This is a genomic window from Streptomyces sp. NPDC058955, from assembly GCF_042741435.1.
Taxonomy (GTDB): Bacteria; Actinomycetota; Actinomycetes; order Streptomycetales; family Streptomycetaceae; genus Streptomyces.
Genome location: NZ_JBHYKM010000017.1, coordinates 21,359 through 36,000, shown reverse-complemented (window position 1 = coordinate 36,000; position 14,642 = coordinate 21,359). Strand labels below are relative to the sequence as shown.

Annotated in this window: 13 protein-coding genes; 7 read left to right on the top strand and 6 right to left on the bottom strand. The window is 75.7% G+C overall.

Annotation, left to right across the window (positions count from 1 at the left end; genetic code table 11):
• Window positions 1-105: 105 nt before the first annotated feature.
• From ACFW1I_RS09980 to ACFW1I_RS09970, 3 genes are all read right to left on the bottom strand, one after another.
• Complete coding sequence (locus tag ACFW1I_RS09980; RefSeq protein ID WP_384668173.1) at window positions 106-621, bottom strand: hypothetical protein; 516 nt, start codon at window positions 619-621, stop codon at window positions 106-108.
• Window positions 622-878: 257 nt separating this feature from the next.
• On the bottom strand, window positions 879-1,685 hold the full coding sequence (locus ACFW1I_RS09975; RefSeq protein ID WP_384668171.1) for a sporulation protein: 807 nt from the start codon (window positions 1,683-1,685) through the stop codon (window positions 879-881).
• 9 nt (window positions 1,686-1,694) lie between these two features.
• Entirely contained in the window at window positions 1,695-2,507 is an 813-nt protein-coding gene (locus tag ACFW1I_RS09970) for an aminotransferase class IV (RefSeq protein WP_384668168.1), read from the bottom strand.
• A gap of 90 nt (window positions 2,508-2,597) precedes the next feature.
• Here ACFW1I_RS09970 and ACFW1I_RS09965 point away from each other — a divergent pair, with 90 nt between their 5' ends.
• Genes ACFW1I_RS09965 through cutA form a run of 4 tightly spaced genes read left to right on the top strand, consistent with a single transcriptional unit; the run spans window position 2,598 to window position 7,719 of the window.
• Complete coding sequence (locus tag ACFW1I_RS09965; RefSeq protein WP_384668165.1) at window positions 2,598-3,206, top strand: NADPH-dependent FMN reductase; 609 nt, start codon at window positions 2,598-2,600, stop codon at window positions 3,204-3,206.
• A gap of 9 nt (window positions 3,207-3,215) precedes the next feature.
• Window positions 3,216-4,952: an ABC transporter ATP-binding protein gene (locus ACFW1I_RS09960; RefSeq protein WP_384668163.1), complete on the top strand. Its 1,737-nt coding sequence runs from the start codon at window positions 3,216-3,218 to the stop codon at window positions 4,950-4,952.
• Window positions 4,949-7,003, top strand: a complete 2,055-nt coding sequence (locus tag ACFW1I_RS09955; RefSeq protein ID WP_384668159.1) for an ABC transporter ATP-binding protein — start codon at window positions 4,949-4,951, stop codon at window positions 7,001-7,003. Before ACFW1I_RS09960 ends, ACFW1I_RS09955 begins: the two co-directional genes overlap by 4 nt.
• Window positions 7,000-7,719 carry a divalent cation tolerance protein CutA gene (gene cutA, locus ACFW1I_RS09950; RefSeq protein WP_384668157.1) on the top strand — a complete coding sequence of 240 codons (720 nt, stop codon included), beginning with the start codon at window positions 7,000-7,002 and terminating at the stop codon, window positions 7,717-7,719. Before ACFW1I_RS09955 ends, cutA begins: the two co-directional genes overlap by 4 nt.
• Window positions 7,720-7,728: 9 nt before the next feature.
• On the opposite strand, the gene ACFW1I_RS09945 is transcribed toward cutA, so the two are convergent.
• From ACFW1I_RS09945 to ACFW1I_RS09935, 3 genes are all read right to left on the bottom strand, one after another.
• Window positions 7,729-9,816 carry a molybdopterin oxidoreductase family protein gene (locus ACFW1I_RS09945; protein WP_384668155.1) on the bottom strand — a complete coding sequence of 696 codons (2,088 nt, stop codon included), beginning with the start codon at window positions 9,814-9,816 and terminating at the stop codon, window positions 7,729-7,731.
• Window positions 9,817-9,889: 73 nt separating this feature from the next.
• A complete protein-coding gene (locus ACFW1I_RS09940; RefSeq protein WP_384668153.1) occupies window positions 9,890-10,567 on the bottom strand; it encodes a vancomycin high temperature exclusion protein in 678 nt (225 codons plus the stop codon).
• 34 nt (window positions 10,568-10,601) lie between these two features.
• Window positions 10,602-11,327, bottom strand: a complete 726-nt coding sequence (locus ACFW1I_RS09935) for an aquaporin (protein ID WP_384668151.1) — start codon at window positions 11,325-11,327, stop codon at window positions 10,602-10,604.
• A 75-nt stretch (window positions 11,328-11,402) separates the two neighbouring features.
• On the opposite strand from ACFW1I_RS09935, the gene ACFW1I_RS09930 reads away from it, so the two are divergent.
• The 3 genes from ACFW1I_RS09930 (at window position 11,403) to ACFW1I_RS09920 (ending at window position 14,541) form a co-directional block, all read left to right on the top strand.
• Complete coding sequence (locus ACFW1I_RS09930; protein WP_384668149.1) at window positions 11,403-12,101, top strand: hypothetical protein; 699 nt, start codon at window positions 11,403-11,405, stop codon at window positions 12,099-12,101.
• Window positions 12,102-12,349: 248 nt separating this feature from the next.
• The gene (locus tag ACFW1I_RS09925; protein ID WP_384668147.1) at window positions 12,350-13,204 is read left to right on the top strand and encodes a sirohydrochlorin chelatase; all 855 of its coding nucleotides are present in this window, start codon (window positions 12,350-12,352) and stop codon (window positions 13,202-13,204) included.
• 35 nt (window positions 13,205-13,239) lie between these two features.
• Entirely contained in the window at window positions 13,240-14,541 is a 1,302-nt protein-coding gene (locus ACFW1I_RS09920) for a deoxyguanosinetriphosphate triphosphohydrolase (protein WP_384668145.1), read from the top strand.
• Window positions 14,542-14,642 lie beyond the last annotated feature (101 nt).

Genomic DNA, 14,642 nt, shown 5'->3' with positions numbered 1-14,642 from the left:
CCGCCCCGCGGGGGGGGGGGGGGGGGGCGCGCGGGCGCGCGGGCCCCCCCCCCCCCCCGGGCGGGGGGGGGGCCCCGGGGGCCGGGCGCGCCCCGGGCGGTGTGATCAGTGGCCCTGGGCGCCGCTCGCCCGGCGCCGCATGAGCCACACACCGCCGACGGCAGCCGCGGCCAGCACCGCCGCGCCCGCCGTGACCTGGGCGGTGTCGGGGCCGATGCTGCCGCCGACACCGGTCTTGACGTGACCGCTGGGCTCGCGGTGCTTCACGGTCAGCTCGCCGCGGGCGGTCCGGCCGTTGTCGCAGGCCACCGCGATCCAGTGGGTGCCCGGCTTGGCGTGCTGGGGCAGCGTGAACTGCCCGACCACGACCTCCTTGTGGGTGCTCGGGCTCAGCTGGAACTCCCCGGCGCCGACCGAGTTCGCGTCCCCGACCCCGTGCCCGTTCTTGCCGCAGGCCAGGGTGTTCACGGTGACGGTGGTGCCGGGCGAGGCGGAGGAGGGGTAGATCTCCAGCGTCTGGGGGCCGTCGTTCTCGTTCGCGTACGCCGTCGGCGCGGCGAACGCGCCGAGCGCGACGACCGTCAGCGCGGTTCCGGTGAGCAGGCGGGCAGTGGGGCGCATGGTGGGGTCCTCCGGGGCGCGCGGTCGTTCGGTCTTCCGTACGACCGAGGTAACGGCCCCGGCGCGCCCCCCGCCTGCTGATGGCACGTCAGGATTGCTCCGTCCGATACGGCGCGTCGACTGGAATCGAGGCGTTTTTGCAGGTCAGAGCTGGTTACGAGGCGTCAGCTGACGTGTCGTGCCGAACGGGTGAGCGGGCCCCCGGGGGGTGTCCTCCAGGGGCCCCGCCCCTCAGCCCCGCCCCTCGGCCCCGCCTCTCAGTCCTCGTCCTCCTCGTCGCCCTTGCCGTGCTTCAGCCGGGCGAGGCTCTCCAGCCACTGGCGCGCGTCGGCGCCGAAGTCGCGGCTTCCGACCTCGTGGTGCGCGGCCACGAAGCGCAGGGCCTTCGGCTTGTTGTCCCAGTAGCCGTCGGTCTGCCGGAACCGGCGCAGGAAGATCTCGGAGCCGACCGCGTTGGTGTGGAAGGTCAGCTCCAGCTGCGGCGGACGGCCCTCGCCGCCCTGCCGGTCGGTGAGCCGGAAGCCCTGCCACGCGTAGAGGTGGTACTCCGCCCGGGGGATCGAGTTGTCGTAGACCCGGGAGCTCTCGAAGGCGTATCCCTCGGCCGCGAAGGCGTCGAGGACCGCCTCGTGGAGGGGCAGCGTCTCCACCCGGACCGGGTCCAGGTCCGTCGCCGCCTTGACGCCGACCGCCTCGACCTCGGTGCGGATGCCGATCGAGACGCCGAGCCGCTCGCCCCGCGACTCGTTCGGCGGGGTCTCCCACTTCAGGCGCTCGGAGAACGGGATGCGCCGCTCCTCGCCCTTCTTCATCTCGAACCAGCCGCTGGCGCTGGGGTAGCAGAGGGTCGTGCCGTCGTCCACGCCGTCGCCGTCGCCCTTGTGGTGGAGCGACGCGTTGACGACGAGCCGCATGCGTATCGACTCGATCTTCAGGTCGCGTTCGGGCGCGCGGACCACGACCTCGCCGCGCAGCTTCCCGCCCGGACGGACCGGCTCGTCCGGGACGATCGTGTCGATCTCCAGCGGGATCCCGCCATTGCCGAAAAGTCTCTTGAACACCATGGCCGCAGGCTAGTCGGCGGAACCGCTCCCGTCACCGGAAACGATCTTCTCTGCCGGCACCTCCGCGTAGGCGCCCAGGACCCGCTCCATCAGCGCCTCGTCCACCGGGTACGCCACCCCGTCGACCGCCGTCACGGGCGCGATCGTCCGCGCGTTGGCGGTGAACGCGGCCCGGAACCCCGACAACTCGCCCACCGCGACCGGCCGGTGGACCGACGGAAGCCGGGGCGCGAGCAGCGCCATGGTGATCCCGGTCAGCTGCGGCGCCGTCGGCCACACCACCGAAGTGCCGTCCCAGAAGGCGATGTTGGCGACCGCGCCCTCGGCGACCTCGCCCGTCGGGGAGGTCAGCAGCGCCTCGTCGAAGCCGGCCCGGCGGGCCGCGTCCCCGTGGTACTTCTGCCCGAAGCCGCCCAGGTGCTTGAGGTGCGCCGCCGGGCGCAGGTAGTCGACCGCCGTCAGCCGCTGCGGGGCGCCGGGGCCGTCGGGCGCGGCCTCCCGGACGGTGACCGCCACCAGCACCCCGGGCCCGCCCTCGTACGCGTACACCCGCGCCGAGCAGTCCCGCCGGCCGGACGCCCCGACGGCCCGCGCGAGGAGCTCCCGGACCCGCCCGCCGGGCAGCGGCTCGCCGAACAGCTCCCGGGTGGCCCGGTCGAGGCGGTCGAGGTGCAGGCCGAGGCCCTTCACCCGGCCGTCCCGCACCTGCATCGCGGTGAAGTGGCCGTAGCCGCTCATCACGGCGGCGAGCGGCCCGGGTTCGGCGGCCGGCACCCCGTCGATCTCGATGTGCACGGGCGCGGGGGAGGGGGAGGTCGTCATGGCCTCACCGTAGCCCCGGCGACCCGCCCGGAAGATCGCCCCGGGAAGACGCTTGACCTCAACCAAACTTGAGGTACCACTCTTCTCGGCATGGACATCACGAACTCCGCCGCCCAGGCCGCCGCCCCCCTGACCCTCGCCCTCGTCGTCGCCAGCGACCGCGAAGGCCGCTTCGCCCCCGTCGTCGCCGACTGGTTCCGCACCCGGGTCGCCGAGCGCCCCGACTTCACCCTCACCGTCGTCGACCTCGCCGAGATCAGCCTCCCCACCACCCTCTCCTACGATCCCGACCCCGGCGTCCGCGCCGAACTCGCCCGCGTCACCCCCGTCCTGGAGGCCGCCGACGCCTACGTCGTCCTCACCCCCGAGTACAACCACTCCTTCCCCGCCTCCCTGAAGAACCTCATCGACCGCCACTACACCGAGTGGCGCGCCAAGCCCGTCGGCTTCGTCTCCTACGGCGGCATCTCCGGCGGCATCCGCGCCGTCGAACAACTCCGCCAGGTCTACGTCGAGATGCACGCCGTCACCGTCCGCGACGGCGTCGTCCTGCCCAACGCCCACGGCCTGTTCGACGAGGACGGCGGCTTCAAGGACCCCACCGGCCCCGAGAACGGCGCCAAGCTCATGCTCGACCAGCTCGCCTGGTGGGGACGCGCCCTCAAGGACGCCAAGTCCGTCCGCCCGTACGCCGCCTGAGGCCCCGCCATGACCCTGCTGCGCCTCCTCGCCGGGCGCCTCCGCCCGCACCGCGCCCGCCTCGCGTTACTCGTCCTCCTCCAGCTCCTCCAGAGCCTCGCCTCCCTCACCCTGCCCGCCCTCAACGCCGGCGTCATCGACGAGGGCGTCCTCCGCGGCGACACCGGGCGCGTCCTCTCCGGCGGCGCCGTCATGGCCGCCGTCACCCTCCTGCAGGCCGCCGCGGCCGCCGCCGTCACCTTCACCGGCGCCCGGATCGCCCTCGCCGTCGCCCGGGACCTGCGCTCCGAGGTCTTCCGGCGGATCCAGGACTTCTCCGCCCTGGAACGCGGCCGCTTCGGCACCGCCTCCCTCATCACCCGCGCCACCAACGACGTCCAGCAGGTGCAGACCTTCGCCGTCCTCGTCCTCACCATGCTGGTCGCCGCCCCGCTGCTCTGCGTCGGCGGACTCGCCATGGCCCTGCGCCAGGACGTGCCGCTCGCCCTCGTCCTGCTGCTCTTCGTCCCCGTCATGACCCTCGCCGTCGGCGCCGTCGTCCTGCGCATGCGCCCGCTCTTCCGGGGCATGCAGGACCACCTCGACCGGGTCACCCGCGTCCTGCGCGAGCAGATCACCGGCGTCCGGGTCGTCCGCGCCTTCGTCCGCGACCGCCACGAACGCGACCGCTTCGCCGCCGCCAACGCGGCCCTCCTCGACACCGGACTGCGGGCCGGCCGGCTCCAGGCCGTCATGTACCCGATCGTCCTGCTGATCTGGGAGGCCACCACCATCGTCCTCATCTGGGCCGGCGCCCACCGCATCGACTCCGGCGCCGTCCGGGCCGGCGCGCTCGTGGCCTTCCTCGGCTACCTCCTCCAGACCGCCATGTCCGTGATGATGGCGCTCTTCCTCCTCATGCACCTGCCCCGCGCCGAGGCCGGCGCCGCCCGCATCGGCGAACTCCTCGCCACCACCCCCTCCCTCACCCCGCCCGCCGACCCCGTCCGCACCCTCCCCGGACCCGGCCGCCTCACCCTGGAGGACGTCACCTTCCGCTACCCCGGCGCCGAGGAACCCGTCCTCAGCGGCGTCACCCTGCACGCCGCCCCCGGCGAGACCACCGCCATCATCGGCTCCACCGGCAGCGGCAAGTCCACCCTCCTCGGCCTGGTGCCCCGGCTCCTCGACGCCACCGGCGGCCGGGTCCTCCTCGACGGCACCGACGTCCGCGCCCTCGACCCCGCACTCACCGCCGCCACCGTCGGACTCGTCCCCCAGAAGCCGTACCTCTTCGCCGGCACCGTCGCCACCAACCTGCGCTACGGCAGACCCGACGCCACCGACGAGGAGCTGTGGCACGCCCTGGAGACCGCCCAGGCCGCCGACTTCGTCCGCGCCCTCGACCAGGGCCTCGACGCCCCCGTCAGCCAGGGCGGCGCCAATCTCTCCGGCGGCCAGCGACAGCGGCTCGCCATCGCCCGGGTCCTCGTCGCCCGCCCCCGCCTCTACCTCTTCGACGACTCCTTCTCCGCCCTCGACAACGCCACCGACGCCCGGCTCCGCGCCGCCCTGCGCCGCGAGACCGCCGACGCCACCGTCCTACTCGTCGCCCAGCGGGTCGCCACCATCCGCCACGCCGACCGCATCGTCGTCCTCGACCACGGCCGCGCCGTCGGCACCGGCACCCACGAGGAACTCCTCGCGACCAGCCCGACCTACCGGGAGATCGTCCGCTCCCAGCCCACCGAGGAGGCCGCCGCGTGACCACCGCGACCGCACCCCGCCCCGCCGCCCCCGCCCGCCGCGGCCCCGCCCCGCACCCGGGCGGCGGCCCCGGCCCGGCCGGGCCCCCCGCCCACCAACCCCCCCGCCCCGTCCGCGCCGCCCGCCGACGCCGACCAGCCGGCAGATCCCCGGCTCCCCCCCCCGGCTGGACGCCGCGCCGGCCCCCGCGCCCCCCCCCCCCCCCCCGGCCCCCCCCCCCCGCGCGCCCCGCCCCCCCGCCGGGCGGCGGCCCCGGCCCGGCCGGCACCCCCTCCCTGGAACGCTCCCTCCACTTCCGCGCCTCCGCCGTCCGCCTGCTGCGCACCCTCGCCCCCGACCGGGCCCGGCTCGGCGCCGCCCTCGCCACCGGCGCCGCCGCCGTCGGCCTCACCGTCCTCACCCCGCTCCTCCTCGGCCGCGCCACCGACCTCGTCCTCACCGGCGCCGCCGGCCCGCACGGCGTCGACTTCCCCGCCGTCGCCCGGCAGCTCGCCCTCGCCGCCGCCGCCGTCGCCGGCGCCTCCCTGCTCACCTGGGGCCAGCAGCGGCTCGTCACCGACGTCGTCCAGCGGGCCGGCCACCGGCTCCGCGAGCGGGCCCAGCACAAACTGGCCCGGCTGCCCCTCGGCTACCTCGACGGACAGCCCCGCGGCGAGGTCCTCTCCCGCGCCACCAACGACGTCGACAACGTCACCCAGACCCTCCAGCAGGCCCTCAGCCAGATGATCCGGGCCGTGCTCACCCTCCTCGGGGTGCTCGCGATGATGCTCTGGATCTCCCCGGTGCTCGCCCTCGTCGCCCTCGGCACCGTCCCCGTCTCCCTCGGCCTCGCCGCCCTCGTCGCCCGCCGCGCCCAGCCCCATTTCGTGAAGCAGTGGGCCGTCACCGGCCGGCTCGGCGGCCACACCGAGGAGACCGTCACCGGCCACACCGAGGTCGTCGCCTTCGGCCGCCGCGACGAGGCCGTCCGCCGCTTCGACGAACTCGGCGACGAGCTGTACCGGGCGGGGCTGCGCGCCCAGGTCGTCTCCGGCCTCGTCCAGCCCGCCGTCACCCTCGTCGGCAACCTCACCTACGTCCTCGTCGCGGTCCTCGGCGGCCTCAAGGTGGCGAGCGGCACCCTGACCGTCGGCGACGTCCAGGCGTTCGTCCAGTACTCCTACGAGTTCAACGGCCCGGTCAACCAGGTGGCCGCCATGGCCGGCCTCCTCCAGTCCGGGATCGCCTCCGCCGAGCGGGTCTTCGACCTCATCGACGCCGAGGAGGAGCGCCCCGCCCCCGCCGACCCCGAGAAGCCCGCCGCGCTCCGCGGCCGGGTCGCCTTCGAGCACGTCTCCTTCCGCTACGAGCCCGGCCGGCCGCTCGTCGAGGACCTCTCCCTCACCGTCGAACCCGGCCGCACCGTCGCCCTCGTCGGCCCCACCGGCGCCGGCAAGACCACCCTGGTCAACCTGCTGCTCCGGTTCCACGAGCCGACCGGCGGCCGGATCCTCCTCGACGGCGTCGACACCGCCCGGATGGACCGGGAGGAGCTGCGCTCCGGCATCGGCATGGTCCTCCAGGACACCTGGCTGTTCGGCGGCACCATCGCCGAGAACATCGCCTACGGAGTCCCCGGCGAGGTCTCCCGCGAGCGGATCACCGCCGCCGCCGAGGCCGTCCACGCCGACCGGTTCATCCGCACCCTGCCGGACGGCTACGACACCGTCCTCGACGAGGACGGCGGCGGCCTCAGCGCCGGCGAGCGGCAGCTCGTCACCCTGGCCCGCGCCTTCCTCGCCGACCCGGTGATCCTCGTCCTCGACGAGGCCACCAGCTCCGTCGACACCCGCACCGAACTCCACGTCCAGCGCGCGATGTCCGCCCTGCGGGCCGGCCGCACCAGCTTCGTCGTCGCCCACCGGCTCTCCACGATCCGGGACGCCGACACCATCGTCGTCATGGACGGCGGCGGCATCGCCGAGCAGGGCGGCCACGAGGAACTCCTCGCCGCCGGAGGGGCGTACGCCCGGCTGCACGCGGCCCAGTTCGCCCGTACGGTGGAGGAGTGATCGTCACCGTCCGCACCACCACCGACGCCCGCGCCAAGGCCGACGCCCTGGCGCGCGGCGCCGTCGAGGCCCGGCTCGCCGCCTGCGCGCAGATCTCGGGGCCCGTCACCTCCGTCTACCACTGGCGGGGCGCGATCGAGACCACCGAGGAGTGGGAGGTGGTGTTCAAGACCACCGAGGCCCGCTACCGGGCCCTGGAGGCCCACCTCACCGCCGCCCACGACTACGAGACGCCCGAGATCCTCGCCACCCGGGTGACCCGGGTGGCCGAGCGGTACGCCCGCTGGGTCGAGGACGAGACGGCGGGCGCCGTCGAGCCGGAGGCCATGGCCCCGGACGAGCGGCCGTTCTTCGTGTACGGGACGCTGCGCCCGGGCGGGTACAACCACGACCGGTTCCTCGCCGGCCGGATCGGCACCGAGGCGGCCGCCGTGCTGCCCGGCGCGGTCCTGCACGACGGGCCCGGCTACCCGTACGTCGTCCCGCAGACCGGCGGCCGGGTGGTCGGCTCGCTGCTCACCCCCTCGGCCGGCGACTACGGCGACCTGTTCGGCCTGCTCGACCGCCTGGAGCTGCCCGTCGGGTACGAGCGGGTGGCCATGGACGTGGTCCGCACGGAGGACGGGGCGGAGGTGTCCGCCTGGGTGTTCGTGGCGGCCCCGGACGCGCCCCTCGGACCGGTCATCGAGAGCGGCGACTGGTTCGACCGGCCGTAGACCGGCCGGTCACTCGGCGACCGGCTCCAGCCGGACCGCGCACACCTTGAACTCGGGCATCCGGGAGACCGGATCGAGCGCCGGGTTCACCAGCGTGTTCGCCCTGCCCTCCCCGTACCAGTGGAAGGGCATGAAGACGGTGTCCGGGCGGATCGCGCCGGTGATCCGGGCCGGCGCCACCGCCCGCCCGCGCCGCGACACCACGGCGACCGGCTCGCCCTCCGCGATCCCGAGCCGGTCCGCGAGCCGCGGGTGCAGCTCCACGAACGGGCCGGGCGCGGCGGCGTTCAGCTCCGCCACCCGCCGGGTCTGCGCCCCGGACTGGTACTGGGAGACGACCCGGCCGGTGGTCAGCACCACCGGGTAGTCGGCGTCGGTCTCCTCGGCGGCCGGCCGGTGCGTCACCGGCACGAACCGGGCCCGCCCGTCGGCGGTCGCGAAGCGGTCGAGGAAGAGCCGGGGCGTGCCCCCGTGGCTCTCCTCCGGACAGGGCCAGAAGACGCCCTGCTCCTCCTCGATCCGCCGGTAGCTGATGCCGGCGTAGTCGGCGGGCCCGCCGGCGGAGGCGCGGCGCAGCTCCTCGAAGACCTCCTCCGGGTCGGTGGGGAAGCCCTTCTCCCAGCCGAGCAGTCCGGCGAGCGCGTGCAGCACCTCCAGGTCGCTGCGGACCCCCTCCGGCGGGGTGAGGGCGCGGCGGCGCAGCAGCACCCGTCCCTCCAGGTTGGTCATGGTGCCGGTCTCCTCGGCCCACTGGGTCACCGGTAGGACGACGTCGGCGAGTTCGGCGGTCTCGGAGAGCACCACGTCGGCGACGGCGAGGAAGTCGAGCGAGCGCAGCCGGTCCTCGACGTGGGCGGCGTGCGGGGCGGAGACGACCGGGTTGGAGCCCATCAGCAGCAGCGACCGCACCTCGCCGCCGAGCGCGTCGAGGAGTTCGTACGCGCTCCGCCCCGGCCCCGGCAGGGTCTCGGGGGCGACGCCCCACACGCCGGCGACGTGGGCGCGGGCGGCGGGGTCGTCGAGCTTGCGGTAGCCGGGCAGCTGGTCGGCCTTCTGGCCGTGCTCGCGGCCGCCCTGGCCGTTGCCCTGGCCGGTGAGGCAGCCGTAGCCGGAGAGCGGCCGGCCGGCCCGCCCGGTGGCCAGGCAGAGGTTGATCCAGGCGCCGACGGTGTCGGTGCCCTTGGACTGCTGCTCGGGGCCGCGCGCGGTGAGCACCATGGAGTTCTCGGCGTCGCAGAAGAGGGCGACCGCCGCGCGCAGGTCCGGCACCGGGACGCCGGTGATCCGCTCGACGTGCTCGGGCCAGTGGGCCATCGCCCCGGCCCGGGCCTCCGCCCAGCCGGTGGTGCGCTCCGCGACGAACTCCTCGTCGACCCGGCCCTCGGCGACCACCAGGTGCAGCAGGCCGAGGGCGAGCGCGAGGTCGGTGCCGGGGCGGGGGGCGAGGTGCAGGTCGGCCTGTTCGGCGGTGCGGGTGCGGCGCGGGTCGACGACGATCAGCGTGCCGCCGTTCTCCCGCAGTTCGGTGAGGTAGCGCAGCGCCGGGGGCATGGTCTCGGCCAGGTTGGAGCCGACGAGGATCACACAGCCGGTCCGGGGGATGTCCTCCAGCGGGAACGGCAGGCCCCGGTCGAGGCCGAAGGCCCGCTGGTGGGCGGCGGCCGCCGAGGACATGCAGAAGCGCCCGTTGTAGTCGATCTGCGAGGTGGCGAGGACGAGCCGGGCGAACTTGCCGAGCGCGTACGCCTTCTCGTTCGTGAGTCCGCCGCCGCCGAAGACCCCCACGGCGTCGGGGCCGTGGTCGGCGCGGGTCCGGCGCAGCCCGTCGGCGACGGCGGAGAGCGCCTCCTCCCAGGAGGCCGGTTCGAGCGCCCCGGAGTCGGGGCGGCGGACCAGGGGCCCGGTGAGCCTGACCCGGGAGGAGAGCACGGCGGGGGCGGTGCGGCCCTTGCCGCACAGGGCGCCCCGGTTGACCGGGAAGTCGGTCCGCTCGACCACCTCGGCGGGCAGCTCCGCCGTGCCGGTCGGGCGGAGTCGCATGCCGCACTGCAGGGCGCAGTAGGGGCAGTGGGTGGGGACCGCGGTGGCGTCGGACATGCGGCCCAGCGTGCGTCGTCGTTGTTACGTGCGGGGGCGTCCCGTATTACGCGGGGGATGCTCTCCGCTCAGGTCACGGGGTCGCGGCGGGTGAGGCGAGGGCCTCCGCCACCCCGGGTTCCCGCGGCCCGAGGAAGCGCGGGTCGGGGCGGACGGCCGCGTCGAGGGCGGCCTTGCCGGCGGCGAAGAGCTCCCGGGTGGTGCCGTAGTACCAGGTGGTGTCCCGGGGTTCGGCGACCCCGACGCCGTACGAGGCCACCCCGGCCCGCTCGCACAGGGCGACGGCCCGCTTGATGTGGAAGTCCTGGGTGACGAGGACGGCCCGGTCGACGCCGAAGACCTTGCGGGCCCGCACGCAGCTGTCCCAGGTGTCGAAGCCGGCGTAGTCGCTGACGACCTTCTCGTCCGGGACGCCCCGGGCGGCCAGGTAGGCGCGCATGGCGCCGGGCTCGTCGTACTCGGTGCGGCTGTTGTCGCCGGTGACGAGGAGGACCTTCACCTTGCCGGTGCGGTACAGCTCGGCGGCGGTGTCCAGCCGGTGGGCGAGGTACGGGGTGGGGCGCCCCTTCCAGAGGCCGGCGCCGAAGACCAGGGCGACGTCCCGGGCGGGCACGTCGGCGGTCGTCCGCAGCTTTCCGGCGGCGGTCGTGTGCATCCAGGTCGCGGGGACGAGGGCGAGCACGGCGGCCGCCATCACGGCCTGGACGGCGCGGCGGCGGGCCCGGACGGTGCGGGGGAACCGGACCTGCATCGGCTGTGCCTCCGGGGGATCGGGGAGAGGGCGGTCACCCCGTTCGACGCGTCGGGGCGGTCTTCGGTTCGGCGGCGGCCCGCTCCGTGCCGTAGAGCACACCCGCCAGGCCCATCCCGAGCAGCATGCCGAGGAGCTGGGCGGCGGCGTAGGCGGGCACCGAGGCGGGGGCGATGCCGGTGAACGAGTCGGTGAGGGAGCGGCCGACGGTGGCCGCCGGGTTGGCGAAGGAGCCGGAGGAGGTGGCCCAGATCGCCGCGCCGATGTAGCCGGCGACCGCGACCGGGGCCAGCTGGGGGCGGCCGATGTGCCGCAGGCCCTGGACGACGAGGACGAGCCCGGCGGTGGCGACCGCCTCGCCGAGCAGCAGGTGGAGCGCGGCGCGCGGTTCGGTCGACCAGGAGCCGGGCGGGCGGCCGAACATCGCCTCGGCGAGCAGCGCGCCCGAGACGGCGCCGGCCACCTGGGCGGCGACATAGGCGAGGACCTCGCGGCCGCCGTCCCGCTCGCGGCGGCGGGTCCACCACTCGGAGAGGGTGACGACCGGGTTGAAGTGGGCGCCGGAGAGCGGGCCGAGGAGGGCGATGAGCAGCCCGAGGCCGAGGGCGGAGGCGGCGGCGTTGGCGAGCAGCCGGACCCCGACGTCCTGGCTGAGGGAGTCGGCGCGGATGCCGGAGCCGACGATCACGGCGACGAGGGCGGCGGTGCCGGTGAACTCGGCGGTGACGCGCCGGGGGAGCGACGCGGGGGACATTCTCATAGTGGAAAAGATATTCCGTGATTCGGAACGAAAAAAGAGGGGAGGGGACGGGTGCGCGTTCCGTACGATCCGGCGGTGACCGACGACGAACTGCTGACCGCCGCGGTGCGGAACAACGCCGAGTGGTGCGCGAGCATGTGCCGCGCCCACGGCCTCGCCACCACCACCGGGCCCCGGGCCTGGACCAGCCCCCGCCGCACCCCGCTCTACTACCCCGACGCCGTCTCCCTCACCGGCGACGCGACCCCTGCGGACGTCGTCGCGTCCATCGACCTGACCGTGCCCGGCGCCTCCGTCAAGGACTCCCACGCCCGCCTCGACCTCGCCCCCGACGGCTTCCGGCCGCTCTTCGACGCCACCTGGATCGGCCGCCGGGCCGGCTCCCCGGCCGACCCCGGCGTCGCCTGGACCCGCGCCACCACCCCCGGGGCGCTCGCCGCCTGGGCCGACGCCTGGAGCGGCGGCGACGCCGACGAGGCCGCCCTCTTCCGCCCCGCCCTCCTCGACGACCCGGCCGTCACCGTCCTCGCCGTCCCCGGCCCCGACGGACGGATCCTCGGCGGCGCCGTCCTCTCCACCGCCGCCGGCGCCACCGGCGTCTCCAACCTCTTCGCCGCCGACGGCACCGACCCGGCGCTCGTCCGGGCCGCCGCCCTCGCCGCCGCCGACCCCGCCCTCCCCGTCGTCGGCTACGAGTCCGGCGACGACCTGGCCGTCGCCCTCGCCGCCGGCTTCCGGGAACTCGGCCCCCTCCGCGTCTGGCTCGCCGCCTGACGGACGCCCCCACGCGCGCGTGAGCCCGGCGAAACACCCGCGTGCGGTCACGGAAAAGAGCCGTGACCGCCGCGCAACGGGGAGGCAACGCGCCGGGGCCAGGATCGGTCCATGACGGAGCCGGACAGCACGTTCGCGGACGCCGCCGCCCTGCTGGGGCGGATCGTGGATCAGCTCGGACTCCAGCTCCGCCAGGTGCGTCCGTACGACGCCCCGGCGGGGAAGCCCGAGCAGGAGGTACGCCGCCCATGCAGCCGTTCGCACAGCTCCCCGCCGCCACCGGCCCCCGGGCCGGCACCGGCCGCCCCGCCCCCGCCCTCGTCGCCGTGGGCCACGGCAGCCGCGACCCCCGCGCGCGTGCCACCCTCGACCGGCTCCTCACCCGGGTACGCGAACTGCGCCCCGGCCTCGACGTCCGCCTCGCCCACATCGAGCTGAACGCGCCGCTCCTCGACGACACCCTCGCGGCCCTCGCCGCCGAAGGCCGCGAAGCCGGAGCCGGAGCCGAAGCCGAAGCCGGAGCCGAAGCCGGAGCCGTGCTCGTACCGCTCCTGCTCGCCCCCGGGTACCACGTCACCCACGACCTGCCCGCCGCGCTCGCCGCCGTCCCGGAGCTCCGGGCCCGCGTCGCCGCCCCCCTCGGCCCGCACCCGCTGCTCGTCGAGGCCCTCGCCGACCGGCTCGCCGAGGCCGGCTGGACCCCCGCCGACTCCGCCTCCGCCGCCACCGGCGTCGTCCTCGCCTCCGCCGGCTCCCGCGACCCCCGCTCCGCCGCCACCCTCCGCCGGATCGCCGCCGCCCTCGGCGAACGCCTCGGCGGCACCCCCGTCCTCGCCGCCTACGCCTCCGCCGCCGCCCCCACCGTCCCCGAGGCCGTCGCCGCCCTCACCGCCCGCGGCCGCCACCGGGTCGCCGTCGCCTCCTGCTTCACCGCCCCCGGCCTCTTCGCCGCCCGCGCGGCCGCCCACGCCCCCTGGATCGCCGCCGACCCGCTCGGCGCCCACCCGGCCCTCGCCCGCCTCGTCCTGCACCGCTACGACGGTGCCGCCCGGGCCCGCACCGCCCTCCCCGCCACCCCCGCGCGAGAACTCGCGTCCATCTGAACCCTTTTGTCGGCCCCTCCGGTTACCGTCGAGACATGGCAGGCTACGACGGCACCAGCGAGACCCCCGGGTACGACCCGACCGCCACCGAGCGCTGGGCCGCCGAGCCCGACAAGCGCCCCGGCCGCACCGCCTTCCAGCGCGACCGCGCCCGCGTGCTGCACTCCGCGGCCCTGCGCCGGCTCGCCGGGAAGACCCAGGTCGTCACCCCCGGCACCCGGGGGTACGCCTGGGACGCCAGCCCCCGCACCCGGCTCACCCACTCCCTCGAATGCGCCCAGGTCGGCCGCGAGCTCGGCGCCGCCCTCGGCTGCGACCCCGACCTCGTCGAAGCCGCCTGCCTCTCCCACGACATGGGCCACCCGCCCTTCGGGCACAACGGCGAACAGGCGCTCAACGACGTCGCCAAGGACTGCGGCGGCTTCGAGGGCAACGCCCAGTCGCTCCGCCTCCTCACCCGCATCGAGCCCAAGCGCTTCGTCACCGGCCCCGACGGCGAACCGGCCAGCGTCGGCCTCAACCTCACCCGCGCCGCCCTCGACGCCGCCACCAAGTACCCCTGGCCGCGCGGCGACCACCCCACCGACCCCGGCTCCTCCAAGTTCGGCGTGTACGAGGACGACCTCCCCGTCTTCGAGTGGATCCGGCGCGGCGCCCCCGCACAGCGCAAGTGCTTCGAGGCCGAGGTCATGGACTGGTCCGACGACGTCGCCTACTCCGTCCACGACTTCGAGGACGGCCTGCACGCCGGCCACATCGACCCCAACCTCCTCTACGCCGAACCCGAACGCGCCGACGTCTTCGCCGTCGCCATCGGCCGCTACGTCCCCGACGACACCGACCCCGCCGAACTCGCCGAAGCCCTCGACCGGCTCATCGACCAGAACTGGTGGCCGCACGGCTACGACGGCTCCGCCGCCGCCCAGGCCCGCCTCAAGGACGCCACCAGCCAGCTCATCGGCCGCTTCTGCCTCGCCGCCGAGGGCGCCACCCGCCAGGCGTACGGCTCCGGCCGCCTCACCCGCTACGGCGCCGAACTCGTCGTCCCCCGCGCCACCCGCAACGAATGCGCCGTCCTCAAGGCCGTCGCCGACCGGTACGTGATGCAGCGCGCCGAACAGGAGGCGCTCCGCGCCGACCAGCGGATCGTCGTCGCCGAACTCGCCGAGGCGCTCGTCGCCCGCGCCCCCGACGGCCTCGAACCGCAGTTCCGCGCCCTCTTCGTCGCCGCGCCCGACGACCGTTCCCGCAAGCGGGTGATCGTCGACCAGATCGCCAACCTCACCGACGCCTCCGCCCGAGCCCTCCACGACCGGCTCCGCACCCCGCGCCCGTAGGGGCCGTTCGCCCCCTTTCGCCGCGCCGCGCCGTGCGGGACCCTCGCATGCACGTCCAGGGGCGCTGCCCCTCGGGCCCGGCCCGGGGGCGTAGCGTAGAG

What these genes read in the sequence shown, in the direction of transcription:
- ACFW1I_RS09980 (WP_384668173.1), bottom strand. Translation starts at nt 621, where the DNA reads ATGCGCCCCACTGCCCGCCTGCTCACCGGAACCGCGCTGACGGTCGTC.
- ACFW1I_RS09975 (WP_384668171.1), bottom strand. Translation starts at nt 1,685, where the DNA reads ATGGTGTTCAAGAGACTTTTCGGCAATGGCGGGATCCCGCTGGAGATC.
- ACFW1I_RS09970 (WP_384668168.1), bottom strand. Translation starts at nt 2,507, where the DNA reads ATGACGACCTCCCCCTCCCCCGCGCCCGTGCACATCGAGATCGACGGG.
- ACFW1I_RS09965 (WP_384668165.1), top strand. Translation starts at nt 2,598, where the DNA reads ATGGACATCACGAACTCCGCCGCCCAGGCCGCCGCCCCCCTGACCCTC.
- ACFW1I_RS09960 (WP_384668163.1), top strand. Translation starts at nt 3,216, where the DNA reads ATGACCCTGCTGCGCCTCCTCGCCGGGCGCCTCCGCCCGCACCGCGCC.
- ACFW1I_RS09945 (WP_384668155.1), bottom strand. Translation starts at nt 9,816, where the DNA reads ATGTCCGACGCCACCGCGGTCCCCACCCACTGCCCCTACTGCGCCCTG.
- ACFW1I_RS09940 (WP_384668153.1), bottom strand. Translation starts at nt 10,567, where the DNA reads ATGCAGGTCCGGTTCCCCCGCACCGTCCGGGCCCGCCGCCGCGCCGTC.
- ACFW1I_RS09935 (WP_384668151.1), bottom strand. Translation starts at nt 11,327, where the DNA reads ATGAGAATGTCCCCCGCGTCGCTCCCCCGGCGCGTCACCGCCGAGTTC.
- ACFW1I_RS09925 (WP_384668147.1), top strand. Translation starts at nt 12,350, where the DNA reads ATGCAGCCGTTCGCACAGCTCCCCGCCGCCACCGGCCCCCGGGCCGGC.
- ACFW1I_RS09920 (WP_384668145.1), top strand. Translation starts at nt 13,240, where the DNA reads ATGGCAGGCTACGACGGCACCAGCGAGACCCCCGGGTACGACCCGACC.